Below are 25,778 nucleotides of genomic sequence, written 5' to 3'. Positions count from 1 at the left end.
TGCTGTGAATTAGCTGAGGTGGGCACTGATAGGAGCAGTCAGTTACCTAAAGCGCTGAAATTCAGCGGGATCGGGCACTGACCAGCCTTGTCAACGACCTACAGCAGGGATATCTTCTGGGAAAGGTAACAGAGAGGCACTCTCTAAGCCCTATTAACAGCGATTCATTGAAATACTGTCCAATAGAGTGCTTCTATTGGACAAACTTAATCGAAAATCATGCCAAGCTGTCTAATAAAGTGCTTCTATGAGACAACCTCAACCGGATCTCATGCAAAATTGTCTAATAGGGCCCTTCAATCAGACAAATTCAACAACAATACATACATAACAGTCCAATAGAAATAAATCAGCACGTAATAAGTTAAAAAAAATATACACGATACAAGGTCCGAGCACGCACCCGACTGGGACAAAAGCTCTGACCCCGCTGTTCCGCCAAAAAAATCCAGAAAAACTAACAAATTTCGCTATTATTCTGGTATGATAGACTTAAACTGCCATTCTATCAAAGTAAAACATCGCACTTTTAGACAGTTAATAGGCATTAATAACTATATTTCGTTTGGTAGAAATTTTAAAGAAAATAATAGGAGGGAACCATGAAGAAGCTAAATTTGCTCACTGTTTATACGCTCATACTCGCGTTGTTACTACCTACGCCCTTGGTTGTCCAAGCAGAAACAGAACTGGTAGAAAAAGCGGAAGATGAGCCACGTGGGGACGTATACAACGTACACGGCATCAAGCAAGGCACGATCATCTACGGAGAAGACATCAGTGAACTCCCTGAAGAAGAACTACAATATATCCCGGAAGGCTGGCGTGACGGGGAATTCGAAGAGCCGCACGGGACGGTTGATGAGGATTATGATCCAGAGGGAACGAAGGGTAAGCTGCAAAGCAATTATCCTGATGTCAACAAGTACATAGCAAACATGGAACATGCCGAAATCGAATATCAGCATAAGCAACAATTTCCCCGTTTTCCTTACCGTTACGGTGTAGGAAGACCAGAAGGTGTTGTTGCCCATGATACGGGAAATCCGAATAACGACAAGATTGAAAACGAAATTGCTTACATGGAACGGAATTATCATAACGCATTCGTCCATGCTTTTGTCGATCATAATCGGATTATTGAAATCCATCCGCCAGATTACGGGGCATGGGGTGCTGGACGTTATGGAAACCAGCGATTCATCCATGTGGAATTAACCAACTTACGTAATTTTGATGACTTTGCCAAGTCGATCAACAACTATGCTTACTACATCGCAACCCTTTTAAAAAACTATAACTTAGGTGTTACGAGTGCTGAGTTAAGCGGAAAAGGATCACTTTGGTCACACTGGGCTGTGTCCAAACATCTCGGCGGAACAAACTCGCCTGACCCGCATCAATACTTCGAAAAATGGGGATACAGCTGGTATGAATTCACTCAGCTTGTTGTCCAGAAATACGAAGAACTAGATGTTACTAGAATTTCCGGTGGCAGCAGATACAAAACTGCCGTGAAAGTAAGCCAGTCGGGCTGGGATCGTTCGAACAATGTTGTCCTCGCTCGTGGCGATCAATATGCCGATGCACTAGCAGGCGTTCCACTCGCTGCAAAACATGACGCACCATTACTTTTAAGCCAATCGAATAAATTAACAGAAGTGACGAAGAACGAAATTAGCCGCCTGAATGCCAAAACGGTTTACGTTCTCGGCGGGGAAGGTGCGCTGGATAAAACAGTCGAAAGCGAGCTGAAGAAGCTTGGTGTCACGGTCAAACGAATTAGCGGCACGACACGAATTGGAACAGCAACCGCAATCGCAAAAGAAATCGGCGGGAATAAAGCAGTTATCGTAAACGGCTATAACTTCCCAGATGCGTTGTCTGTTGCGGGCTATGCTGGACAACTCGGCATGCCGATTCTGCTGACACAACCGGAACGCTTGCCAGAAGAGACGGAGCAAACACTCGCAAACTACTCTGAAACAATTGTCGTTGGTGGTAAAGGAGCGATATCGAATGACGTTTTAAACAAGCTGCCAAAACCAACACGAATCAACGGAGATAACCGCTATGCAACAACTGCAGCGGTAGCGAGACATTTTAACCTAGATACGGATGAGTATTATATTGCAACCGGAACGGATTTCCCTGATGCTCTTTCAAGTGCGGCTTTAGCTGCGAAAAATAAAACCGGTGTCCTGCTCGTAAATAGAGGAGTGCCGTGGCAAGTGCGTGAAGTTTTAAAAGATCATAAGATCGAAAAAGTAACCATCATTGGTGGACCAGCAAGTGTCGCACCAGGTGTGCAGCGCAACCTTTCAAATATTATCAATTAAAAAAAGAGAGTCAGATGAAAATAATCATCTGGCTCTCTTTTCACATTTTATTCATAACCGGAAACTTGCTCATAGCTATTATTATAAGAATCTTGTTCTTGTTCTTCTTGCTGTTCATACGGCTGCTCATATTCATTCGTCGCAATCTCCAAATGTTCCTTCAACTCCATCTGAACCGCATATAAAGATTCTTCGTCTGCAATTTGGTAACTGACGCCATTAATCATCGTTGGATATGTCTCGACATTCAGCTTTTCAATCTTGTTCGTATTGAAGCCGGCATATTGTTTTGCAAAGCCGAGTCCCTCTGAAACTTTAAGATTTGTTTCGACATTTCTACCAATCTCTTGAACGAGATCATCAACTTTCGTAATCGTGCCAACAGATACAGCTTTATCGATAATTGCTGAGATTACTTCTTGCTGGCGCTCATTTCTGCCGATATCACCACGCGGGTCTTCATATCGCATACGCGCATAAGCAAGCGCATATCTGCCGTCCAGTCGCATTTCACCTTCATAGAATTGAAGTTTCTCTGCTTTCCGGTCATCACTGTTTTGCTGGAAATCAAACGGTACATCAACCGTGATTCCACCAAGAATATCTATTATATTTTTAAACGCGTCAAAGTTTACTGTTGCATAGTAATCAATCGGGATACCTAGGAAGTTCTCGACTGTATCAATCGTCATCGTCTTCCCGCCAAATGCATGGGCGTGGTTGATTTTATCTTCATAGCCGCGGCCAGCGATTTCTACCATCGTGTCACGCGGAATACTGACGAGCTTCAATTTCTCATCATTCGGATTAAAGGTTGCGACCATTAAGGTATCGGTCCTGCCTAAATCTCCATCCGACTGATAATCCTCAATACCCATTAATAATACGGAAACGGGATCATTACTAATCGAGACTGCTTCTTCCCGCAGTTCGGATTTCTCTCTCCCAAGGTCATCATAGGATTCACTAGCAGCTTGCATCGTTTGTACTGCTAAATATCCACCGAAACCAACAACTCCTAGGAACAACAGCAAAACGATGAAAAGAAACACCCGTAAGCGTCTAACTTTTTTTCTTTTTCTTCTAACTACTCGTTTCCCCATGGTTATTACTCCTTTTAATGGTTATCCTCATTATTATAAGTTCATTCTCGGAACATTGCAATCTTAATTTTTGGTAATACACCCATATCATTCAATAGGAATGTGTATGTTTACTGGTTGGCTACGTCCAGCTCCAGCGCTCAACGACTAGCGGCGTCGTTACGAGAGCTTCCTCCTCCGAATTCGCCACTCTCTATTATAGACGAACTAAACCTCTAAAAGGTTACAATTACAATACAAATTTCTTAGTTTCATAGAAAATATGTAATGAAATTGTCTTAATTTGGAGGTTGGTACATTTCTTCGACAAATGGCTCGAGATCTAGATGTCTTCGCATTGTCTCTTGGATTTCTCGTCTGCTTTCTTCGTCGACTTGGAAATACCAGCCGCCGTCTGCCATGTAATCGCCAATTCCATCCAGATTCAGTGTGTCAATCTGAATATTGCCATCTAACGCATAGGAGAAAAATCCGCGAATCTCCGGCATTCTGAGATTTGTACTCATATTTCTTCCAACCGCTGTCATGACGTCATCCAGCTTCAATAGGGAAGAGGTGGATAACACTTCATCGGCAATTGCCTTGAGAATTTTCTGCTGTCTTTCTCCGCGCTGGATATCACTGTCATATTTCCGAGTTCGGGCGAGTGCCAATGTCTCTTCCCCATCTAGATGCTGATAGCCTGGATAGAGACGGATGGAATCCCGTTTATTCCCAGAGTTCGGCTCGGAGATTTCATACGGTACGTTATACCAAATCCCGTCAATCGCGTCGACAAGATCGACAAACGCATTAAAATTTACCCGGACATAATAATCAACCGGTACATTTAAAAAGTCTTCCACCGTTTCCACCGTCGCCCGGGCACCGCCAAATGCGTGGGCATGGTTGATTTTAGTGTAATAGCCGACTTCCGGGATATGGACATAAGAATCCCGCGGAATGCTGAGGAGTTTCACGGTGTTTGAATCTTTATTGAACGTCGCAAGCAAGAGCGCATCTGACCGGCTCCTGTCATTCTCAATCTCTTCACCGCTATCAACCCCGATGAACAGAATCGATACATGGTCATCAACTGGATCGATTTCTCCTGTTCGGAGGGCAGATTTTTCATTCTCCCGCCCGATCTCCTCATGTGCATCGGAGACGAGATTATTTGCTTCATTATATAAATAAGCCGCATAACCGATCATAGCGGTAAATGCGAGGCCGACAATTACAAGTACTGTAATGATAATTTTCTTTTTTCTGCTCAATGTTTAGACCCCTTTTGACAATCTTCTTCTAGTTTAACGCGAATCTGCTTTCCGTCATAGTGTAAAAATCAATTTTCTCTATTATTATGGATGATTTTTTCGTAATTCATGCAAGCTTGCATTGGAATATTTCTCGAAAATGTTGAGTTACCTATGATGTTTGGGGTATGATTGATTTGTTAGACATGATTTACAAAATAACAAATTGATAAATAGAATAATTGGAGTGACATATAATGACGAAACCAATACGAGTAATGACGATTTTCGGTACGAGGCCGGAAGCAATCAAGATGGCGCCCCTCGTGCTAGAACTGAAAAAACGTCCAGAAGAATTTGAAGCGATTGTAACCGTAACCGCTCAGCACCGGGAAATGCTGGACCAAGTGCTTGAAATCTTCGGAATCACACCGGATTTCGACTTAAACATTATGAAGAAACAGCAATCCCTCGCACAAATTACGACCCGTGCGTTAGAAGGATTAGATGAAGTAATGAAAAAAACACAGCCGGATATCGTGCTTGTCCATGGTGACACGAGCACAACATTCGTAGCCGGTCTTGCTGCTTTCTATAACCAGATTGCAGTCGGCCACGTGGAAGCGGGTCTCCGTACATGGGATAAATACTCCCCGTACCCGGAAGAGATGAACCGTCAGTTAACAGGTGTCATGGCTGATTTGCATTTCTCACCGACAGAGAAATCAAAGCAGAACCTACTTAATGAAAATAAACCAAAAGATGCGATTTCCGTTACAGGAAATACTGCGATTGATGCACTGAAAACAACGGTTGACGAAAATTATTCTCACCCGATCTTGGATGAGATTGGTGACCGTCGCCTCGTACTCATGACCGCACACCGCCGGGAAAACTTAGGTGAAAATATGCACCAAATGTTCCGCGCGATCAAACGTCTAGTGGAGACGCATGATGATATTCATGTTGTTTATCCCGTACACTTGAACCCAGTTGTTCAAGAAACGGCTAATGAGATTTTAGGAAATGACGACCGCATTCAATTAATCGAGCCACTGGACGTTGTCGACTTCCATAACTTCGCGGCCCGTTCATACTTAATCTTAACTGACTCAGGCGGGGTACAGGAAGAAGCACCGTCCCTCGGCGTGCCAGTTCTCGTATTACGTGACACAACAGAACGCCCAGAAGGAATCGACGCAGGTACACTGAAATTGGCAGGAACAGAAGAAGAGAATATCTTCCAGCTGGCGAATGAATTGTTATCCGATGAGGATGCACATGAGAAAATGGCCAAAGCTTCGAATCCGTATGGTGATGGGGAAGCCTCCCGCCGGATTGCGGATGCGATTACGGCGCATTTTCAGAAGTAGTCGGATGGTGGGGTTGGAGTAAGGGAATTTATAAACTCCTGAACGAGCAGTATTTATGGAGATTTAGTTGTTGAGGTAGTGTATAAACTCCTGAACGAGCAGCATTGATGTAACTTCGGTTGATGAAGTAGTGTATAAACTCCTGAACGAGCAGTATTTATGTAACTTCGGTTGATGAGCGGGCTTATAAACTCCCGAACGAGCAGCAATTAAGTGAATTCGGTCGATGAGCGGGCGTATAAACTCCCGAACGAGCAGCCTTTAAGTAACTTCGGTCGATGAGCGGGCGTATAAACTCCCGAACGAACAGCATTCAGGCAAATTCAGTCAATGAGCGAGCCCATAACATACCGAATGAATGGCATTCAATCAAATTCGGGCAATAAGAAAGCCTATCAACTATTAAACAAGAATTCTCCGCCCCACTCCGGGCTATTAACCAAGAAAAGAGCAGTGAACTGATACAGGTCACTGTTCTTTTCTTTATTTATACTATCCTCTTGAACTCCAAAGCCGGATATCGAAGCCATTCATCCGTGAAAGGATAATAAATATCCAATCCAAACATATAATTTATCGTCGGGTGGAATACAACAGGAGAGGTGACTTCATGTCTTATGAAATATTGCTTTACGGGGAGTTAGTCTGGAATTTTCCACTTTTGGCGATACTCGCAGGGATTCTTTTTCTCTATTTTTATATACTTAAACGCTACACAACGGTCAAATTATACCGTAAACCACCCGTCCTATTTCTTCTGTCTATCTGTCTTTTGTATTTCACGATAGGCAGTCCTTTATCCGCTTTCAGCCATCTTTCATTCAGTCTGCATATGTTCCAGATGAGCATCCTTTACTTTATTATCCCCCCTTTACTTCTCGCAGGCATACCACCCCAATTCTTTGAAACGATCCATCCTAATCGCACAATCAAATGGATAGGCAGCATCTTTTTACCAGCTAAATTCGCATTAATATTATTTTCCTTCTTATTTTTGATCTATCACTTACCAGTTGCGATGAGCCTCTTTTCCCAATATCCTATCGTCCAGAATGGACTGTTGTTCTTTTTATTTTTTCTCTCTTTTAACTTATGGTGGCCGGTCCTTTCTCCAATCCCAGAGCAAAGACTTTACAAGGAACGAAAAAAACGTTATCTCTTTCTGAGCGGCATTTTGTTAATGCCCGCTTGCACGATATTTATCGCTCAGGCGCTCATCGATGGGGCACAACATCCATTCCTGCATCAACTCTCCGCCCAACTTTGCTTTCCACCAGAAGCCATGGATTTGAACATCTTGCCGCCGTTCTTCCATACAAAATATGACCAAGTGATTGCGGGATCTTTAATGCTTGGAATCCACAAGCTGGGCATGGTCCTCTCAAGTCGCTTAGTCCCTGATGTCGAAGAGGAGGGCCAAAATCCTTTGTCATAATAACCAGACAGTCTAAGTAGGATTAAATAGGTGTGAGAATAGGGGAGATAATAAAGGTGGTGAAGCAAAATGAGGGAAACGATATTTTTAGAGATCAAAGGAATGCATTGTCCCGATTGCCCGGCAAAAGTCGAAAGAACCCTATCAAAATTGGCGGGCGTAAATCAAGTCACAGTTGATTATGAAAATGAAAATGGGTATGTTACCTATAATCAAAGCCTTACAAGCATCGAGGCTATTACCGAGAGGATCAGCGGGTTGGGGTTTGAGGCTAAAAACATACAACGGAATGCGAAGTAAGGGGTTAACTTGTGGTTGTAAAAAGACTTATACTGACCGGGAAGCAAAAGTTGACTTATAGCGGAATAAAGCGAATCAGAACAAGTTCTCACTGGAAAGCCAGAATGTAAAGCTGGACATGAGGTGTGGATTCGATCAAGCAACAAGCAACGCCAAATCTTGCCTGCTCACTCCAGACAAGTAGAACTAGCTTTTGCCAGTCTGATTACTTCGTTGATCAATAAAGTAAGAAATATAAAAGGCCTGTTTGTACCTAGTAACAGCGATATTTAGCTGTGAAAGGTGCGGAGAGGTCTTTTTTGGATTTAAACCAGGAGAGAATGCTCAAATTCACAGTGGTTATGCTGTAGATGACAAAAAACTTTCGAAGTTCAAAATTTATTTACCGAATTTCATAATTAAACTGGGACAGTTGCTCTCTCCCCAGTGTCCCGCTATCTTGATCGATTAAAAGAGACCGAGATTTACAGAAAAAACCCTATATTATATAATCTATATTATAAGAAAATTACCATTACGATAAGGGAGAGAGCCATTTGACAAACAAGAGGAAAGTAATCATCGTAACCGGAGCTGGAGGCGGCATGGGGAAAGCTGTCGTACAAAAGCTGCTGGGACAAGGGGCAAGCGTTATTGGATTAGATTTATCGAAAAAAGGGATGGAAGAAATTAATCATGAAGCTTTTTATAAAGAAGAAATAAACTTGCTGGATGAGGATAGCGTAAAGGCTGTTTTCAAGAAATACTTTGAGAAGTTTGGCAAGATTGACGGTCTTGTGAATATCGCAGGAATTGCTCAAGCAGGGAAGCCGATTCAGGAAGTAACCTTGGATGAATGGAGTAAATTGATCGGCATTAATGCAACGGGCGTATTTCTGACCTGTAAGGAAGCGGTATCTTATATGAGGCAAAATCAGTATGGGGCGATTGTGAATGTTGGATCTGTCTCTGTCGCGCGGCCAAGACCAGGACTCCAGTCCTATATCGCCTCTAAAGGTGCAATGGAAGCATTTTCTAGAGCGCTAGCAATCGAGACGGCTTCAGATAACATTCGAGTGAATGTATTGCACCCGGGACCTGCCGAGACAAATATGCTCGGACAGTTTTCATCCGTGGAAAAGCAAAAAGAAGGGCTGAATAGGGATGTATTTAAACAGAGTGTGCCATTAGGGAGTTTAATTCAGCCAGAGGATATCGCGGAAGGTGTTAGTTATTTGCTTTCAGATGGTGCGAAGATGGTAACTGGGACGTCGCTTTTTGTAGATGGAGGAAGAGGGCTTTAATAGCAGCAAAAATCGAGGGGAGATACATATCATGAGTAAATATGTAGAATTAGCATGGCCAATCTATGAAGGAATGCCGGTATATCCAGGATTACCAGAGGTGAAGCTTGAGGGGCGTGAGCGGCTGGACAAGGGAGATCCGTGGAATGGCACCGTTTTAAGTATTTATTTACACGCCGGTACCCATGTTGACGCACCATGGCATCATATGCCAAACGGGAAGGGAATTGACGAGATTCCGATAGAAGACTTTATTTACAGTAACCCGTTATTGATTGACTGTCCGCTTGGTCCGGATGAATTTGTTACATTAGAACATTTGGAGAAATATGGGGATGCATTATTTGAAGCTGACATTCTTATATTTAATACGGGATATTGGAAGCTAAGAAATCAGAATTTTAAGGAATACTCGAATAATTTCCCGGCAGTTTCCCCCGAGGCGGCAGCGTATATTCGGACACAACTTCCGAAATGTAAAGCAGTAGCGATCGATACATTAAGTATTGAAAATTTAACAGAAGCAGCAGACAATGGCTATTTTGTCCACCATGCCTTCCTAGACGACGAAAAGTATAGCGAACCAACCATGCTCATCTATGAAGACATTAACCCAGAGCCACTCATCGGAAAAACGCTAAAATCCGCATTCTCAGCACCACTACGGATTAAGGGACACGACGCCTCTGTTGTGAACTTGATAGTAGAAACAGAGTAAAGCCTAGATTGGGGACATCCGGGTCAGAGCAACTGTCCCGCTTTCCAGGAAAGATTATTTCATTAATCGAACAGATCATCATTATAAAAGGCCTCTCCGTACATCATAACAGCAAAATTCAGCTGTGAAAGGTGCAGGGAGGCCTTTTTTGGATTTAAATCAGGGGAGAATGATCATGTTCATCGATAAAAAGCTCAAATTCACAGGACATCCGCTCATGTTCACAACTTAAATGCTCAAATTTACAAGTGGATATGCAGGGTAGTTATTAAATTTACGATCCTACTGATTGCTAAAGGTTAGAATTATGCTACTCCACCCTCCTGACGAATGAAGGAATTATCAACTATAAACAATATACGGACCATCATAATTATGCTATAATTAAGACATAATTATGATGAAGAGGTGATTTATCATGGCCGAAATTAGACCGATAAAGGATTTGAGAAATACAGCCGAAATTTCAGAACTTTGTCATAGCACCAAGGAACCTGTATTTATCACCAAAAATGGGTACGGTGATTTAGTTGTAATGAGCATAGACACTTATAGAAGAGAAATCGCTCGGGCAGACCTTTATAAAAACCTTGCTGAAGCAGAAGCGCAACTTAATGACGGAGAGTTACTTTTAGATGCTGAAAACGTTTTTGAGAAGTTGAGAAAAAAGTATGGAAGAAAGTAACTACAGTGTCAAAATAACTCCAAAAGCAAATGATGACTTAGATGATATTTATAGCTACATTTCTGGAGAATTGTTGAATCAAACTCGGCAGATGATCTTTTAGACAGGATAGAATTAAGTATTATGAGACTAAAGGATTTTCCATTTTCATGTAATTTTGTGGCAGATGAATATTTACAGAAAAAAGGGTATCGAAAACTAATAATTGATAACTATGTTGCTTTATATTTGGTGGATGAGATGGAAAAAGAAGTAGTTGTAATGAGAGTACTCTATAGTCGTCGCAAATACGAAGATTTAATCTAATTTTAGGTGTTGGGGATAGAGTGACTGTTCTGCTTTTAGGAGTTAAGTATTTCAGTGTTTGAATAAATTAATAATTATAAAAAGCCTCTCCGTACATCATAACAGCAAAATTCAGCTGTGAAAGGTGTTGGGGGGCCTTTTTTAGATTTAACTGAGGGGAGAATGCTCATGTTCATCGATAAAAAGCTCAAATTCACAACTGAAACCCTGAAGTTAACAATTGTACTGGAACAGTTCGTCCGACCCTATGCCCCACTCGTATTGGGATAACTGCTCTCACCCCAATGTCAACCTCCACGTTTCATTTAACTGGGAGTTGGTTAAAATGGTAGTAAGGGAGGTTTTTCTCATCGGATCATTTACGGTATTAGGTGCAATCGTTATCCTCACTGGGTGGTTTGCGCTTATGGAATACGATCAATATCCCGAAGCAGAACGGAAAAGAATTGTAGAGCGAATTAAAAGTAGCCCTGCAGCCATCATTGCTGTTGCTTTAATGCCTGTTGGGATTGTCATCAATATGTTAGGAAACGCAATTGGCTCTTTATGGATGGTAATCATCGGTGCTACGCTCATATTTGTGCAAAGCATCATCGTTTCCCTCTTATTCTGGAGAAGAAAACGCTGGAAAAGTATTGTATTGCTTATTGCCATGATTGTGCTGGGAGTTTTCTTATATATGCCATTATTTATGTAAAATCGCTTTTAACTTCATCGCACCCCACAACAGCAAAAATACTGCTCATTTAATCCAAGAATAATATATTAGAATTATTGCACAATTTCTTCAAAAGTTATTGCTTAATCCATCCGCTTCTAGGATAATGGAATTATCGTATATTATCAGGGGGGATGGATATATGAGAAAGTATCTAATACTATTGTTGTCCTTCTTATTCTTAGTTGCTTGCTCCGAAGAAACGGTAGATATGGATGGCGAGGCAATTCATTATGAGGAATTACAGGACAAAATTTCAGAAGCTGAAGAAGAATTAAAAACAGTGCAAGCAGAACTGGATTCCGTTAATGAGGAAGTAGATGACGCGAATACGGAACTAGCAAAAGTTAAAGATGCAATCGATGAAAACAAGGATAAATATGAAGGGTTGGAGGAGCTTGCTGCCAACCGAGATAGCATAACGAAAGAAGTTGAAGACGCAGAAAGTGACTTGGAATCGCTTCAGGCTGAAATTAGTGAACGGCAAGAAGAGCTTACTGCAATGACAGAAGAAAAAGAAACAGAAGAAGTCGAGGTAGAAAAAACGGCAGAGACATCGTCCGAGGAAACCTCTGAAGCTAATTCTGAAGTTACATTGTCACAACAAAATGCAGTGGGTGCTGCTAGAAGCTATTTAGACTTTACATCATTTTCAAAGAGCGGTTTGGTAGAGCAATTGAAATTTGAAGGTTTCAGCAATGAAGATGCCACTTATGCAGTAAACCAGGTCGATGTTGATTGGCGGGAGCAAGCAGTAAAAATGGCTCAGGATTACTTGGACTACTCCAGTTTCTCAAGAAGTGGGTTAATAGAACAGTTGATATTTGAAGGTTTTAGTAATGAAGACGCTAGTTATGCGGTGGATGAAATAGGGTTATAAGCCCATGTTGTAGAAGAAAGTAGGCGTGAGAAGCTTTATTAGAAGGGAAGATAAAAGGGCTGTAATATGTATAAAGATTTAGTCCCTTTGTTTCTAGAGATAAAATGGGCAGTTGGATTAACGATAAGCACACAATAAAACAGCCCCCTGCTTGGTTGTGGGCTGTTTTGTTGTGTCAAAGTCCGGAGTGCTAGACGTTGCGTGCTTTTATTAAGATGTTCTGCCGGTTTCTTTCCTGGATCCACTAATCGGGCATCCCTATTAGACCGTTCATCAGATCTAAGTTTATCCAATAAAGCGCCTTTAGAAAATCATAATTGTTTGAGCGATGTCAATTAATGATATAAAAATTAATAGATTAATGAGAAGTAACTAGGACAACTAACCAAGCTTTTATAAATACTCACAACCAAGTTCTTCTAACTTTTCATTTACCCATGGGCGATTGTAAGTGCCTTTTTTTACGATTTCTTCCATGATTAATGTTTCCTTTTCCGTTACTTTCCTAGTTTGCTTTGCTAGTTCCTTTGCATCTTCTGGTTTTATAATGACCACACCATCCTGATCACCAACAACAATATCACCAGGACAAACAACTTGTCCCCCGATAGTTACCGGGGTATTAATTTCACCGGGACCATTTTTATATGGCCCATTAGGAGTGACACCTTTTGCGTATACAGGAAAGTCCATTTCCTCAAGCGCATCCGCATCTCTTACACTGCCATCTACAATCACGCCGGCAATTCCTCTTGATTTACAATAGGAAATCATTAATTCACCAAGAATAGCGCGATGTTTATCCCCTCCAGCGTCAACCATAATGACATCTCCGGGCTGTGCGATGTCCATCGCTTTATGGAACATTAGATTGTCTCCTTCCGGTACTTTTACGGTGAAGGCAACCCCTAATAACGGTGTTTTATTCAGTGGGAAGAAATGTGAATCAATCGCTCCCATACGATTCATACAATCATCAATATTTGCAACTGGAAGATCTTTAAATAAGTTAACTAATTCTACGTCCGGTCGATTAAAATCACTTACAATACGACATCCTACATTTTTCATATTATTAACTCCTCTATTCAAAAGTAAATTCTAAGTTGGCATTGCAAATATCTCCGTTTGCTACATATTTCTTTTGCACTCTTCGTTCGTTTAATGCTTGACTTACAAGTTCATATGCCCAATTTAATTGGGTTCGTTTAGATCCTTCACCGTAAAAAGCACTGTGGGGTGTAAGGATTACATTTTCCATTTTTAAAAGTTTAGAATCCTTGCTTATCGGTTCGCTTTCAAATACATCGAGACCAGCAAAACGGATCTCCTCTTCTGTTAGGGCTTTGATTAATGCTTCCTCATCAATCAAAGGCCCTCTCGCAATGTTTATGATCATGGCATCATTTTTCATTTTTCGAAATGCATCATGGCTAAAAATATGTCTTGTCATATCATTAAGGGGAGCGTGGATAGAAATAACATCAGATTCTTTTAACATCGTATCAAAATCCACAAATTCAACATCAAACTGTTCTCGAATAGCTTCTGGTATATAGGGGTCACAGGTAATCACCCTTGAGCCAAATCCTTTTCTGAATATTTGATATAAAGGTCTGGCGGAACCACCAAATCCATATAGTCCGAGTGTCATTTCAGGAACTGCCTTTGGAGCAAAATATGTTGCCTTAGGCCATTTTCCATTCCTTATCGAACGGTCATAATAAGTGGTATTTCGAATTAAACTAAGAATTAATGAAGTAGCATGCGCTGCTAATTCATCTACACAAAAACCTGGCATAAATAATGCAACTTTGTTATTCTTTGTTGCTGCTTGTAGATCAATAGAATTGACTCCTATTCCAAATCTCTGAATTACTTTAAGATTTGGTAGCGAGCTTAATACCTTTTCTGTAATCGGAGGATTACCCGTCCCTAAAATAGCCTCCGCGTCTTGACATTCAGCTATAATCTTCTCTTCTGTATCAAAATGTGCTAACTCTAAATTTATATTATCTTTCGCAAATCTTTTTCGAAGCGAATCTAAATCTTTATCTGTCACACTGCCATAGTCTTTATCAACAACTATTGCCTTTTTCATTATAATAGTTACCTCCTATTCAATTTTATAAAGGCCAGAATATCGGGATGAGTATCATACAGGAAATCAAGATAACTGCTGAAAGCCCAATCCCTGGAACAAAGAAATCTCTAAATGAAAGATTCCCCGGTTTAATGATCAATGTGTTCGTTCCTGAACCCACTGGCGTTAGGAATGGAGAAGAGGCAGCTACGCAAATAGCTACGCCAATTGCAACTGGGTTAACATTAAGAGTCAATGCAATTGGGATAAATAATGGTGTAACCAAAAGTACGGTCGATGTATTCATCATCATATTTGTTAAAAGCATTGTTAAAAATAAAACAAGGAATAAGAAAATGAGTTTATTAGGATTTTCACCTAACATTAAAACTACGCCATCGGCAATCATAGCGCCTGCACCGCTTTCAGTCATTGCTATTGATACAGCACTCATTCCTCCGACAATAAATAAAGTCGGCCAATCAATTGATTTTATTGCCTCTTTTTCCGTCATACAGCCTGTTAAAATAAGCAATATTGCCCCGACTGCTGACACAAAATACATAGGAAAGCTTTCGTGATTAATAGCCATAGCAATTAAAACAGCCACAAGGATTATACCCGCAATCATAGCTTTTCCAGGACTAAATGTTGGATTTCCACCGCTTTTTTCAGTGTACTCATTTAGATACTTCGGGTCAGATGAGTCTCCTTGCGTTAACGCTTTCTTACCAATGGTAAGGAAGTAAACCAAGAAAAGGATACTGATCGGTAAACCGATTTTGCCTAATTCAAAGAAAGATAAAAATGAAATACCCATATCTTCAATTAAACCAGCCGTACTTATATTACTTGCTGCCCCGGCCAAAGTAAGGTTACCCCCGATACTAGCGGCAAATGCTAACGGTATCAGCTGTCTAGAGACAGAAACCTTGGCTTTCATGCTCATTGCAATAACAATTGGCAGCATCATGGCTACTACTCCAAGCCCACTTGCAATGGAAGAAAGTAATAAGGCAACTAAAACAACTGCAATCATAATTCCGTTTTCGGAGTTCCCTGTAAACTTTGTAATCCAAATACTTAACTTTTCTGCAATCCCAGTATGGAACAACGCAGATCCTACAATCATCATGGATGCCAATAAAACAATTGTCGATCCTCCCATGGAATTAAAGACAACTGATTTATCTATGATTCCTAATGAGGCAAGAACGATCGCCCCAGTTACTGAGGTTACTGCTAATGGTATTTTCTCAGTTACAAAGAAAATTACCATGATGGCAAGAACAACCAATGTAATAATCGCTTCTATGTTCATTTCCTATTTCCCTCCCCTATTATATATAGGTAAATGAATAAAGTTACTTGACTATGCGCATAACTGCATATTCTAATCCAAAATTCCATGTAAACCTCTCGAGAACGCGCTTACATTTAATGGAATCAATGAATCGAGTATGCTTTTCAGTATATTCATTGTATAATAGAATCCATTTGAATCCCAATGGTACTTGGATTATAGTTATTATAGACTTATGGCTATAATGGAGAGGGTGAATGAAGTGTTATTCAAAAACTATGAATATTTTTTGGCAATTGTAGAAGAAGGTGGGCTAACCAGGGCAGCAGAGAGATTATATATTACTCAACCTTCTCTCAGTAAATATTTAAAACGACTAGAAATGAATCTGGGAGTAGAATTGTTTGACCGCAGTAGTTCGCCATTAAAATTAACGTATATGGGTGAACGATACTATACATATATCATGCAAATTATGACGTTAGATAAACAGATACAAAAGGAGTTTTCAGAGATACAGGCGAACGAACGAGGTAAAGTTAAAATAGGGCTTGCTTTATGGAGGGGAACTAACATTTTACCAGATATTTTACCAACCTTTTCAAGTAAATATCCCAATATAGAAGTAAGTATTACAGAAGGTAAATCTGATTTCCTTGTAAATGAATTACTCTCAGAAAGACTGGATTTTGCTATCATGAATTTACCAACTAATATGGATTTTACAAAATTAACCTACGATACACTTATACAGGAACAAATATTGCTTGCAGGCAATAAAAATCACGAATTAGTAAAGGAGGCAGAAAGCATTCAAGATGATTCTAATGGATACCTTTTTATTGATACGGCTCGATTGGTTAATGAACTATTTATCATTACAAAGACAGGTCAAAATTTGACTAAAGCCATATTACAACACTTTAGTAAACGACATTTAGATCCTAAGAATATATTAGAGATTGAAAATCTAACAACAGCTATTAATTTAGTTTCAGCTGGAATGGGGTTTACATTTATTCCTGAAATTGGCGCAAAAGAAGAACATTTACCGGAAAACATCTCAATTTTTACAGTAAATGACCCGGTTCTTATCTGGCCCTTAGCTATAGTGTATAAAAAAGATACCTACACAACGAAGGTGTCTAATCTTCTTATTAATATGTTAAAAGAACGTTATCAATTGAACGGAGGGAGGAACAACGTTTTTTGAAGTGATTCATTAATAGTCTCACATAGCAGGATAATGGAATGAGAACTTCTGCTATTTCTAATTTAATAATACTTATAACCGGATAATTATACTCCCGGCTGATAGACTTGATGCGGATTACAAATGCCGAGTGGTGGATAGGACAATGAATCCTCCGCCGATTTTTTGAAAATCCGCTAATAATCTCATTCTATTGCCATACCTTCCTTCTGCTACCCCTTTATTCATTGCCAGTTCATTCTATCTGCACGTTACCAGCTGGAACGTTTATTTTATTCCTATCTCAGATCTATCAAAAACTATTTCAAAAAGTTTCTCGTACCCACACCCCCAATCCCCACCCCCCTTCGATTATAGAGTTGAAAGGGAGGTGAGGCACATGGCAACACAAGACTTAACACAGTCGACACTGCAACTCGTTTTTCTGACAGGGGTTGACCCGGAATCGGGTAACTCCACGTACAAGAATAAGAGCTTTAACAACGTGAAAACGAGCGCAACGGCGGATCAGTTATATGAAATCGCGATTGCGTTCGAAGGGTTGCAGCAGCACCCGCTCACGCAGATCAACCGTCGTGACAACTCCGAGATTCGCGAAGGCTAAGCTCGAACACGCAGCCTAGATCCAAGCGAACCAATCAACTACAGAGAGGAGGGGGACCATGAAAAGGTTACAAATGCAATTTGAAAACCAAGAAGGAAAAGTCGTCACGTATACACTGGATGACCCGGTTGAGCCAATCGACCATGAGGCGGTAAACGAGGCAATGGATACGGTTATTGCCCAGAACGCGTTCAATTCCAGTGGCGGTGAATTAGTTGCGAAACGAGGCGCTCGTGTCGTTGAACAGATAACAGAAGAAATCGAGATTTATTAAAATCTAGAGATTAGCGGGGCCCCAATTGTTCATCTGGACGATTGGGGTCTTACGCTATATTAAAGAAAACGAATCAATCACTTTCAAGAAGGAGGGATGAGAAATGGATGCTTGGTATTCGTTTGTCGCGGAAGTTGGCTTCCCGATTGCGGTGACTTTTTATTTACTCTACCGGATCGAAGGGAAGCTCAACCTGCTCATCGATTCCATTCACCAGCTGCCGGATAAGATGAAATAATAGATGATGATTCCAGTTTATTCTTGCATAACAAAAAAACCTTATTCCGACAAATGAAGGAATAAGGTTTTTTGGACTTTTTAGCAAGCTGCAATAGCTTGATGCGCCGTCTTGGCTGCACGTTATATTATTTCATATCCAATTCCTAATATTCGAATTCCCCATGTGGTCAAATAAAGAAATGGATCTACGTCAATATTTTGGATACAAAAAAGTTAATTTATCTAAATTTAATGAATTTCATAATAGTATTTAATGCTTCGCCATCACCATATGTAGTTGAGTTGGTTCGTTCCCAACTACATATGGTGATGGTGAAGCTGACTTTGGTAATTATGAAATTCATTCAATTGAATGTTAAAAGAGGTAAGACGGAAGGATTTGATGACTGGATGAACTTTTTTAAACGAACATATTGATCAAGTACTCTTAACGTTAAAAGATGAGAAAATGTATGTACGGGTGACGTCAAGAAAATGCGGATTTACAACGCTAAGCACATTTTCCTGACGCCACCCGAGAATAGACTCTTAAAATCAAAAATTAATTTTCCTGTAACTCTTTCAAATTTAGTTCAACGGAAGGGTGTACCTGCTTTCCAAGTACCCTTCAAAAGATAGGAAGAGTGAAGATTTTCTGTTTTAAAATGCCGGAACTGCTGATTCTCCTTCACGTTCCTCCAAGAACTCTCGTACTTCTTCACTTGTCATTGCTTCAGATAATTTTTGAATTAACTCTGAATCTACGTTATCTTCGCGGGCTACTAATGTAATAGCAAATTTATTATCTTCTTTTTCAGTGATAAGCGCATCATCAGCCGGTGTTAAATCTAAATGACTCGCATGCGTTGGATTCATAATGACACCATCCACATCTTCGTATAAACGTGATAACGAAGCAATTTCTGCTTGCTCAAAACTGTAGTTGTGTGAGTCATCTATGATATCTTCTAATCCATATTGCTCTCCGTCAATCTCACTTAACTCAATTAAACCATGTGAATCCAATAAGCGTAAAGAGCGATCAACATTAGATGGATCATTGGCAATACCAATTGTTATGTCATCTGGTAATTCATCAATACTTTCATATCCATCTGCATAAAGACCGAAGTTAGCAAAGTAAATCGGTTGAACGTCAACTAAGTTACCATCTGCGTTTTCATTAAATTGTTGCATAAATGGTATGTGCTGTGAAAAGTTTGCATCAATCTCTTTATTTTTTAATGCTTCGTTTGGCTGAATATAATCGCCCATCTCCACAACTTCTAGCTCAATACCATCTTCAGCGAGAAGTTTTTTTGCAATTTCTACAACATCTGTCATCGGTGACTCTACAGCTGCAACTCTTAATGTTTGTGCGTTATTTTCTTCATTTGTATTATTATCTTGGTTATCACCACATGCAACGAGTAAAGTCACAAGTGCGGCGATCATTACGAAAAGTGATTTTTTCATAGATTGTTCCCTTCTTTCTATCGTTTATCTATTTTTCTTGCTAAAGTGATTCCTGCATATTGGATCAGTTGTACAAATATTACGATAATGATAATGATATAAATCATTAAATCTGTGCGATATTGTAAATAACCATAGCGAATGGCAAAGTCTCCAATTCCGCCACCACCGACAACCCCCATAATCGTTGAATAAGAAATAAAACTAATTGTAGATGTTGTCATACTTAGAACGAGTGCAGAACGTGCTTCAACATATAAAAACTTAAAAATAATATCTTTGACGGATGCTCCCATTGAAACAGCTGCATGAATCACCCCCTTTGGTACGTCAAGAAGGGATTGCTCCACAAGACGTGAGTAGTGCGCAATTGCGATCACCATCATTGGAAGTGTTGCGGCAGCTGTGCCAATTGCTGTCCCCATAACAAAACGAGTAAATGGAATCATAAAAATAACGAGCAATAAAAATGGGAATGATCGAATAATGTTCACGATTAAATTTAATGATGAGAAAACGAATCTGTTCTCAAGCAATTGCCCTTTGCGACATAAAAATAAAAATGTTCCAATGGGTAGTCCAACTAACAATGCTGCTATTACTGAAAATCCTACCATAATAGATGATTCGCTAATCGCCACCCAAATCTCAGATTGATACTTAATTAATATATCAGGAAAGATTGGTATCTCCCCCTGACTTCAGCTGTTCGACAAATGCTGCTGCACCTTTTTCAATTTTATTTACACCTGTCGGCTCTATGTCTACTACATCATAAATTTGACCATCTGCCATAACTGTCACTCGCTCAGCAAGGCTTCGAATGACTTCCAACTCATGGCTCACAATAACGATTGTTACGTTAAATTGCTGATTAATTTGTTTTAGTACCTCAAGTATTTCTGTTGTCGTTTTTGAATCAAGTGCTGATGTTGGTTCGTCACATAACAATACTTTAGGATTATTAACAATTGCGCGTGCAATAGCGACACGCTGTTTTTGTCCACCACTAAGTTGGCTAGGATATTGATCTTTATGTGTTTCTAGACCGACGAAACGCAAGCTCTCCATAACGCGTTCTGTTCGGTCCTTCTTTGTTATTTTAGCTATTTCTAATGCCACAGCGACATTATCAAAAACCGTTTTATTGCCAACTAAATGATATCCTTGAAAAATCATGCCTAAGAACTGACGTATATGACGAATCTCTTTACCTTTTAAATGGTTGAGTTTTTTATTATTAATAATGACATCGCCTTCATCAGGCTTTTCAAGTAAATTCATCATACGTAACAGCGTTGATTTTCCTGCACCGCTTGCACCAATAATACCGTGAATTTCACCAGCCTTAATGTTTAATGATATTGACTGAATCGCTTTAAACGTGCCATATCGTTTGGTAACATTGTGAAGAGTAATCATATAAATCTCCAATCTTGACTAAAGTTCATTCGGTATATTTCTGTATTCATTTTCAGGTTGTTATAGTTTAATCTCTATGGCGAGTGTAACAGTTATGTTCTGCTTATTCAAGGGTTAAAAATCTGTTATAGTCAATTAAGGGGGGCTGATCAACTGTTCTTAAATAATGTAGAATTTTATTCTCATGATGAAGTAAAGGAAAAAATTGCTAAATGGCTGAGTTAAGATGAGCAATATTAGCAATAAGTGATTTAGATGATAGCATAGCAAATAGGATTAAAAGGACTTCCACCAGCTGAGGGAGATATTGAAAGACCTATAGGGTAAACCGATTTGTATCGATGAAGAATCGGGACTTTTCGTGTACTTTTTAATATCGACCATCAAAAGCAAATCGTTTATATCGAAGCCATTGGAAATCGCGGGGATATTTATAAATAAACTTTTAATCCATGCTGTTTCAGCTTTTTGTGCTAAAGGGTGCGGAAAGTTAAATAAGAGCAACGCAAAATTTGTGCGTTGCTCTTGTGCAATTTAAAATACTTTCTGTCATATGCTGGAGAACCAATTAACAGTATTAAAGACACTTAATATCCTTAATCAGGCAATAAATTGATTGATTAATCCGTTTTCTGCGCAACCAGCATGTATAGAGATTCCGATGGGAAGTATTTCTCCGTTATCTGGAAGCCTGCCTCTTTCATTTCTCTTTCCATTCCGTCCAAGGTAATTCTTGGTCCTGAATCGGAACCTCCTTTTGGTTTCAGTTCCAAACATATGAAATAGCCATCTTTTTTCAGTACATTTCTCAATTGCTGCAACAGTGGTCCGAGCGGCTGAATTTCATGCATTACGAGAGAAGCGATGATCACATCGACAGTGCCAAGTGACGAAAGTTCCCTGGTACTTCCTTTTAAAGGGACAATGTTCGCAAGCTGTTCCTTCAAGGCTTTTTCTTTAATTATTTCTAGCATAGCAGGATCGATATCCAGCGCGTATACATCACCTGTCGTCCGCTTTGCGATTGGGATGGTAAAATACCCAGTTCCAGCGCCAAAGTCTAAGATGCTATCTGTCTCTTTTAAAGGAATCATGTTCAGTAACCCTTCTGGTGAAAGTTCTTTTCTTCGTTCAGGACTTTCCAAGTACGATATTTTTCCTTTGCTATGCTTGCCATGTGAATGATGCATCTATATTCCCCTTTATAAATAAATTTAACTTTTTTTCTGTTTGGCTTTCGCTTCGTCGGCAATGTCGTTTAAAAGCATGGATTCCAGTTCACTCTTCATATTTTTCTCTGCTTTCCTCATGGTACTTTCAATCAAGCAGCCTTCATGATGAATCGTGCATTCAAAAAGACTAGTATCTCCTTCAATCGCATGAATAACATCCAAAAAAGATATTTCATGTTTTGTTGTGGAGATTTTATAGCCCCCCTTCGCACCTGGTGTCGACTGAATCAAACCAGCTTTCGTAAGCTTGGTTAATATCTTAGAAAGGTACGTTGGCGAAAGACGTTGCATTTCGGCCAATTCCTGCACTCCCACCAAGCTCTCCCTGGGCTGCAGCATTAAATGGACGATTGTGTGCAGGGCGTAGTTTGTCGCGTTTGAATACCTCATACATATCCTCCTTATCCTTAAAATAGATATTACAGATTCTTGTTGTCCTTGATGTGAATTAGATTATCACTATACATGAAGGAAGTCAACTGTTTAAGAACATATTTCCTTGGGCATAGTAATATATATATTAACGAAAACCATAAAGCAACTTCTACCTGCCGATCTAGACAAAATTCTAGAAAAATATGGTCATTTGTTTCAAGCCTACAAAAATCTAAGCGATAGCGATTCCATTCACCAGCTGCCGGATAAGATGAAAACGTGTGAAGGAAGAGGAAAAGAATGTGATATAATAAGCTAGTCCTTTCTTCTGGTAGAGAAGAGGAGTTTTTTCTGATGTAAGAAAGTTTACTCCTTGATAAATTGTTTGCTTTTCAAACAATATGGTATAATAAGAGTAATAAATACATATACTGTCTCTTATAGGGATGTGGGTATATGGAAAGTAAAAATAAGGGTGATGTAAAAATGACCACTCTCAGACTAAGTGATATCGAAGCAAGGGTTTCGGGTAACTCAAAGAAATATAAAAAAACGATTGATCAGATGACTTTTAAAATTAAAAACAAAAACTTAATCAAGGCATGCATCCGTTCAAGAGACCCTATAGAAGCCAAGATTCTTGCAAGATTTACTAAAAAATAGGTGTTATATGAATATTTACCTTGAAACTGTTTAACGCACTGTTCATTCAATATGTCAGTGTGTTTTTTCGTGTACATCCCATAACTTAACAATTACTTTTTCATTGCCTACATAAGCAAATAACTATATACTTATATACCAACCCAACTAAAAAGGAGGAACAGCTATTTTGCAAACAACGATTGAAATAGATAAAGCATCTATTATTTTAAAACTGCTTGGCGACGAGACCCGTCTGACCATGTTGAAGTTAATGGATGAGCATGCTTGTTGTGTATGTGAGTTTGTAGAAATCTTTCAAATTAGTCAGCCGGCGATTAGTCAGCACTTACGCAAGCTGAAAGATTTGGGGCTTGTAGAAGAAGAGCGACGGGGACAATGGATTTTTTATTCGATGAATAACAACCATGAATATTATGCTTTCATACAATCCGTTTTGAAACAATTACCGAACCAAAATTATCGGATAAAAAAATTGGAAGAAGAAGGTACAAGAATTTCATGTTGTTAAATGGGAGGTATCATGTTGCAGGCAACGCTCATACTCGCACTTTTAATATTTATAGCTACCCTAGTCCTGGTTATTTGGCAGCCTAGAGGATTAAACATCGGCTGGTCTGCGATGGGCGGGGCAGTTGTAGCTTTATTAGCAGGAGTTGTCGGATTTAGTGATGTAATGGCAGTGACGGAAATCGTATGGAACGCGACGCTTGCCTTTGTGGCTATTATTCTAATATCCTTACTATTAGACGAGGTAGGATTGTTTGAGTGGGCTGCCTTACATATGGCGCGATTTGCAAAGGGAAATGGGATAAAAATGTTCGTCTATATTAGTATCTTAGGTGCGATTGTTGCCGCCTTATTTGCGAATGATGGTGCTGCACTGATACTCACACCGATTGTACTGGCAATGGTACGGAATTTACAGTTTAAAGAAAAAATGATCTTTCCCTTTATTATGGCAAGTGGATTTATTGCAGATACAACCTCATTACCGTTTATTGTTAGTAACTTAGTGAATATCGTATCAGCCGACTTCTTTGGTATTGGATTTGTTCAATATGCTTCACGCATGGTTATCCCAAACCTATTCTCGTTGATAGCAACGATTTCCGTACTGCTCATCTACTTTAAGAAAAATATCCCAAAGGCGTATGATGTTTCTAAATTGGATGAACCGAAGAACGCAATTAAGGACAATAAAATGTTTCGTCTATCATGGTATGTTCTTGGTTTATTAGGAATTGGCTACTTTACGAGCGAATTTATCCATGTACCGGTCTCCATTATTGCTGGAACGATTGCTATCTTATTCATTATAATGGGCAGACAAAGTCCTGCTGTCGATACAAAAAAGGCAATAAAGGGTGCCCCGTGGGATATTGTGTTCTTTTCCATCGGAATGTATGTCGTTGTATATGGGCTTGGAAATGCCGGTCTTACATCTGCACTGTCAAGCTTGATTGAGGCTACTGCTGAAAAGGGCTTGTTTGTTGCGACAATTGGAATGGGATTCATTGCTGCTTTCTTATCATCGATTATGAATAATATGCCGACTGTGATGATTGATGCGTTGGCAATTGCCGAAACGGATACTTCTGGTGTAGTAAGAGAAGCACTTGTCTATGCTAACGTTGTAGGATCTGACTTAGGGCCGAAAATTACGCCGATTGGTTCTTTGGCAACGTTAGTCTGGCTTCACGTATTATCGCAAAAAGGTATCAAAATTTCTTGGGGAACCTATTTCAGGACTGGAATTATTTTAACGATACCAATCCTGTTTATCACGTTACTAGGTCTATATGTAACATTGATCATTTTTTAAAAAAGGAGCATTGATATGGATAAAAAAACAATCTATTTCTTATGTACGGGAAACTCTTGCAGAAGTCAGATGGCAGAAGGGTGGGCGAAGAAACTGCTTGGAGAAGAATGGGTGGTTAAGAGCGCTGGTATTGAAGCACACGGATTAAATCCCAATGCTGTCAAAGCTATGGATGAAGTAGGGATAGATATTTCGAACCAGCAATCAGAATTGATTGATACAGACTTTCTCAATCATGCCACGTTAGCCGTAACGCTTTGTGGTGATGCAGCTGACCGTTGTCCAATGACACCGCCACATGTAAGAAGAGAACATTGGGGATTTGATGATCCAGCAAAGGCGGAGGGAACCCCTGAAGAGAAATGGGCCGTATTTCAGCGTGTTCGGGATGAAGTCGGAGACCGCATTAAACGTTTTGCAGAAACTGGGGAGTAAAGATAGGTCATCTCTAGAAGCGAATAAGTTATCTAAAATACTTCTATCTACTATGTCTCATTGTCGCAATATGGGTCTACCTTCTTGTGGCTGATTTCATGTACAATAATTGATAAGACCAGCCGGCGGACAATATAACATGGTAGCGTAGTTAAAAAGAACCGAACGTAATATAATCAAATCTTTCCCAGCCCTTCTTATAATAGAGAAGGGTTGTTTTCATGCATTATAAAAAAATACCCCCAACCCGAAACCTTCTGCTAAACAATTCCGTATTAC

Annotated in this window: 29 protein-coding genes; 18 read left to right on the top strand and 11 right to left on the bottom strand. The window is 39.8% G+C overall.

Annotated elements, in window-relative coordinates; all coding sequences use genetic code 11:
- Positions 1-602: 602 nt before the first annotated feature.
- Entirely contained in the window at positions 603-2,339 is a 1,737-nt protein-coding gene (locus tag LZD48_RS05835; protein ID WP_235761805.1) for a cell wall-binding repeat-containing protein, read from the top strand.
- Positions 2,340-2,386: 47 nt separating this feature from the next.
- Here the strand turns inward: LZD48_RS05835 and LZD48_RS05830 are convergent, their stop codons facing one another.
- Positions 2,387-3,442: an LCP family protein gene (locus tag LZD48_RS05830; RefSeq protein WP_235761804.1), complete on the bottom strand. Its 1,056-nt coding sequence runs from the start codon at positions 3,440-3,442 to the stop codon at positions 2,387-2,389.
- A gap of 278 nt (positions 3,443-3,720) precedes the next feature.
- Positions 3,721-4,698, bottom strand: a complete 978-nt coding sequence (locus LZD48_RS05825; RefSeq protein ID WP_235761803.1) for an LCP family protein — start codon at positions 4,696-4,698, stop codon at positions 3,721-3,723.
- A 236-nt stretch (positions 4,699-4,934) separates the two neighbouring features.
- Here LZD48_RS05825 and wecB point away from each other — a divergent pair, with 236 nt between their 5' ends.
- From wecB to LZD48_RS05785, 9 genes are all read left to right on the top strand, one after another.
- Positions 4,935-6,050, top strand: a complete 1,116-nt coding sequence (wecB, locus tag LZD48_RS05820; protein ID WP_235761802.1) for a non-hydrolyzing UDP-N-acetylglucosamine 2-epimerase — start codon at positions 4,935-4,937, stop codon at positions 6,048-6,050.
- A gap of 610 nt (positions 6,051-6,660) precedes the next feature.
- The gene (locus LZD48_RS05815) at positions 6,661-7,485 is read left to right on the top strand and encodes a cytochrome c oxidase assembly protein (RefSeq protein ID WP_235761801.1); all 825 of its coding nucleotides are present in this window, start codon (positions 6,661-6,663) and stop codon (positions 7,483-7,485) included.
- 69 nt (positions 7,486-7,554) lie between these two features.
- A complete protein-coding gene (locus LZD48_RS05810; RefSeq protein WP_235761800.1) occupies positions 7,555-7,785 on the top strand; it encodes a heavy-metal-associated domain-containing protein in 231 nt (76 codons plus the stop codon).
- A gap of 536 nt (positions 7,786-8,321) precedes the next feature.
- Positions 8,322-9,068 (top strand): SDR family NAD(P)-dependent oxidoreductase, encoded by a 747-nt coding sequence (locus tag LZD48_RS05805; protein WP_235761799.1) that lies wholly within the window; start codon positions 8,322-8,324, stop codon positions 9,066-9,068.
- Positions 9,069-9,099: 31 nt separating this feature from the next.
- Entirely contained in the window at positions 9,100-9,786 is a 687-nt protein-coding gene (locus LZD48_RS05800) for a cyclase family protein (RefSeq protein WP_235761798.1), read from the top strand.
- A 418-nt stretch (positions 9,787-10,204) separates the two neighbouring features.
- Positions 10,205-10,471, top strand: a complete 267-nt coding sequence (locus tag LZD48_RS05795; RefSeq protein WP_235761797.1) for a type II toxin-antitoxin system Phd/YefM family antitoxin — start codon at positions 10,205-10,207, stop codon at positions 10,469-10,471.
- Between the two features lie 123 nt (positions 10,472-10,594).
- Positions 10,595-10,777 (top strand): type II toxin-antitoxin system RelE/ParE family toxin, encoded by a 183-nt coding sequence (locus LZD48_RS19020; RefSeq protein WP_369010249.1) that lies wholly within the window; start codon positions 10,595-10,597, stop codon positions 10,775-10,777.
- Between the two features lie 325 nt (positions 10,778-11,102).
- On the top strand, positions 11,103-11,474 hold the full coding sequence (locus LZD48_RS05790) for a hypothetical protein (RefSeq protein WP_235761796.1): 372 nt from the start codon (positions 11,103-11,105) through the stop codon (positions 11,472-11,474).
- A 163-nt stretch (positions 11,475-11,637) separates the two neighbouring features.
- Positions 11,638-12,375 (top strand): Ltp family lipoprotein, encoded by a 738-nt coding sequence (locus LZD48_RS05785; RefSeq protein ID WP_235761795.1) that lies wholly within the window; start codon positions 11,638-11,640, stop codon positions 12,373-12,375.
- 393 nt (positions 12,376-12,768) lie between these two features.
- Here the strand turns inward: LZD48_RS05785 and LZD48_RS05780 are convergent, their stop codons facing one another.
- Genes LZD48_RS05780 through LZD48_RS05770 form a run of 3 tightly spaced genes read right to left on the bottom strand, consistent with a single transcriptional unit; the run spans position 12,769 to position 15,779 of the window.
- Entirely contained in the window at positions 12,769-13,446 is a 678-nt protein-coding gene (locus tag LZD48_RS05780) for an RraA family protein (RefSeq protein WP_235761794.1), read from the bottom strand.
- A 13-nt stretch (positions 13,447-13,459) separates the two neighbouring features.
- The gene (locus LZD48_RS05775) at positions 13,460-14,476 is read right to left on the bottom strand and encodes a C-terminal binding protein (RefSeq protein ID WP_235761793.1); all 1,017 of its coding nucleotides are present in this window, start codon (positions 14,474-14,476) and stop codon (positions 13,460-13,462) included.
- 25 nt (positions 14,477-14,501) lie between these two features.
- Positions 14,502-15,779, bottom strand: coding sequence for an SLC13 family permease (locus LZD48_RS05770; RefSeq protein WP_235761792.1), 1,278 nt, complete (start codon positions 15,777-15,779; stop codon positions 14,502-14,504).
- A 244-nt stretch (positions 15,780-16,023) separates the two neighbouring features.
- On the opposite strand from LZD48_RS05770, the gene LZD48_RS05765 reads away from it, so the two are divergent.
- The 4 genes from LZD48_RS05765 to LZD48_RS05750 all read left to right on the top strand — a co-directional run bounded on the left by LZD48_RS05765 (position 16,024) and on the right by LZD48_RS05750 (position 18,090).
- Positions 16,024-16,974, top strand: coding sequence for a LysR family transcriptional regulator (locus LZD48_RS05765; protein WP_235761791.1), 951 nt, complete (start codon positions 16,024-16,026; stop codon positions 16,972-16,974).
- A gap of 379 nt (positions 16,975-17,353) precedes the next feature.
- The gene (locus LZD48_RS05760) at positions 17,354-17,578 is read left to right on the top strand and encodes a DUF1659 domain-containing protein (protein ID WP_235761790.1); all 225 of its coding nucleotides are present in this window, start codon (positions 17,354-17,356) and stop codon (positions 17,576-17,578) included.
- A gap of 58 nt (positions 17,579-17,636) precedes the next feature.
- Complete coding sequence (locus LZD48_RS05755; RefSeq protein WP_188858020.1) at positions 17,637-17,852, top strand: DUF2922 domain-containing protein; 216 nt, start codon at positions 17,637-17,639, stop codon at positions 17,850-17,852.
- Between the two features lie 103 nt (positions 17,853-17,955).
- The gene (locus tag LZD48_RS05750) at positions 17,956-18,090 is read left to right on the top strand and encodes a YvrJ family protein (protein ID WP_188858022.1); all 135 of its coding nucleotides are present in this window, start codon (positions 17,956-17,958) and stop codon (positions 18,088-18,090) included.
- 220 nt (positions 18,091-18,310) lie between these two features.
- Here LZD48_RS05750 and LZD48_RS18725 read toward each other — a convergent pair whose 3' ends face one another.
- From LZD48_RS18725 to LZD48_RS05725, 6 genes are all read right to left on the bottom strand, one after another.
- Entirely contained in the window at positions 18,311-18,436 is a 126-nt protein-coding gene (locus LZD48_RS18725) for a hypothetical protein (RefSeq protein WP_255770703.1), read from the bottom strand.
- 295 nt (positions 18,437-18,731) lie between these two features.
- Positions 18,732-19,547, bottom strand: coding sequence for a MetQ/NlpA family ABC transporter substrate-binding protein (locus LZD48_RS05745; protein WP_235761789.1), 816 nt, complete (start codon positions 19,545-19,547; stop codon positions 18,732-18,734).
- 17 nt (positions 19,548-19,564) lie between these two features.
- Positions 19,565-20,164 (bottom strand): methionine ABC transporter permease, encoded by a 600-nt coding sequence (locus LZD48_RS05740; RefSeq protein WP_235761788.1) that lies wholly within the window; start codon positions 20,162-20,164, stop codon positions 19,565-19,567.
- 55 nt (positions 20,165-20,219) lie between these two features.
- Positions 20,220-20,969 (bottom strand): methionine ABC transporter ATP-binding protein, encoded by a 750-nt coding sequence (locus tag LZD48_RS05735; protein ID WP_235761787.1) that lies wholly within the window; start codon positions 20,967-20,969, stop codon positions 20,220-20,222.
- 620 nt (positions 20,970-21,589) lie between these two features.
- Entirely contained in the window at positions 21,590-22,159 is a 570-nt protein-coding gene (locus tag LZD48_RS05730) for a class I SAM-dependent methyltransferase (protein WP_235761786.1), read from the bottom strand.
- A gap of 24 nt (positions 22,160-22,183) precedes the next feature.
- Positions 22,184-22,591 carry an RrF2 family transcriptional regulator gene (locus LZD48_RS05725; protein ID WP_235761785.1) on the bottom strand — a complete coding sequence of 136 codons (408 nt, stop codon included), beginning with the start codon at positions 22,589-22,591 and terminating at the stop codon, positions 22,184-22,186.
- Positions 22,592-23,032: 441 nt separating this feature from the next.
- On the opposite strand from LZD48_RS05725, the gene LZD48_RS05720 reads away from it, so the two are divergent.
- The 4 genes from LZD48_RS05720 to arsC all read left to right on the top strand — a co-directional run bounded on the left by LZD48_RS05720 (position 23,033) and on the right by arsC (position 25,499).
- Positions 23,033-23,239 (top strand): hypothetical protein, encoded by a 207-nt coding sequence (locus LZD48_RS05720; RefSeq protein WP_235761784.1) that lies wholly within the window; start codon positions 23,033-23,035, stop codon positions 23,237-23,239.
- A gap of 166 nt (positions 23,240-23,405) precedes the next feature.
- Positions 23,406-23,750 (top strand): ArsR/SmtB family transcription factor, encoded by a 345-nt coding sequence (locus tag LZD48_RS05715; RefSeq protein WP_188858052.1) that lies wholly within the window; start codon positions 23,406-23,408, stop codon positions 23,748-23,750.
- A 12-nt stretch (positions 23,751-23,762) separates the two neighbouring features.
- Positions 23,763-25,064 carry an arsenic transporter gene (locus LZD48_RS05710; RefSeq protein ID WP_235761783.1) on the top strand — a complete coding sequence of 434 codons (1,302 nt, stop codon included), beginning with the start codon at positions 23,763-23,765 and terminating at the stop codon, positions 25,062-25,064.
- 15 nt (positions 25,065-25,079) lie between these two features.
- Positions 25,080-25,499 (top strand): arsenate reductase (thioredoxin), encoded by a 420-nt coding sequence (gene arsC / locus LZD48_RS05705; protein WP_235761782.1) that lies wholly within the window; start codon positions 25,080-25,082, stop codon positions 25,497-25,499.
- Positions 25,500-25,778 lie beyond the last annotated feature (279 nt).

This window comes from Oceanobacillus alkalisoli (genome assembly GCF_021556485.1).
Taxonomy (GTDB): Bacteria; Bacillota; Bacilli; order Bacillales; family Amphibacillaceae; genus Oceanobacillus; species Oceanobacillus alkalisoli.
The sequence above is the reverse complement of the archived record's forward strand: the minus strand, read 5'-3'. Positions and strand labels throughout refer to the sequence as shown.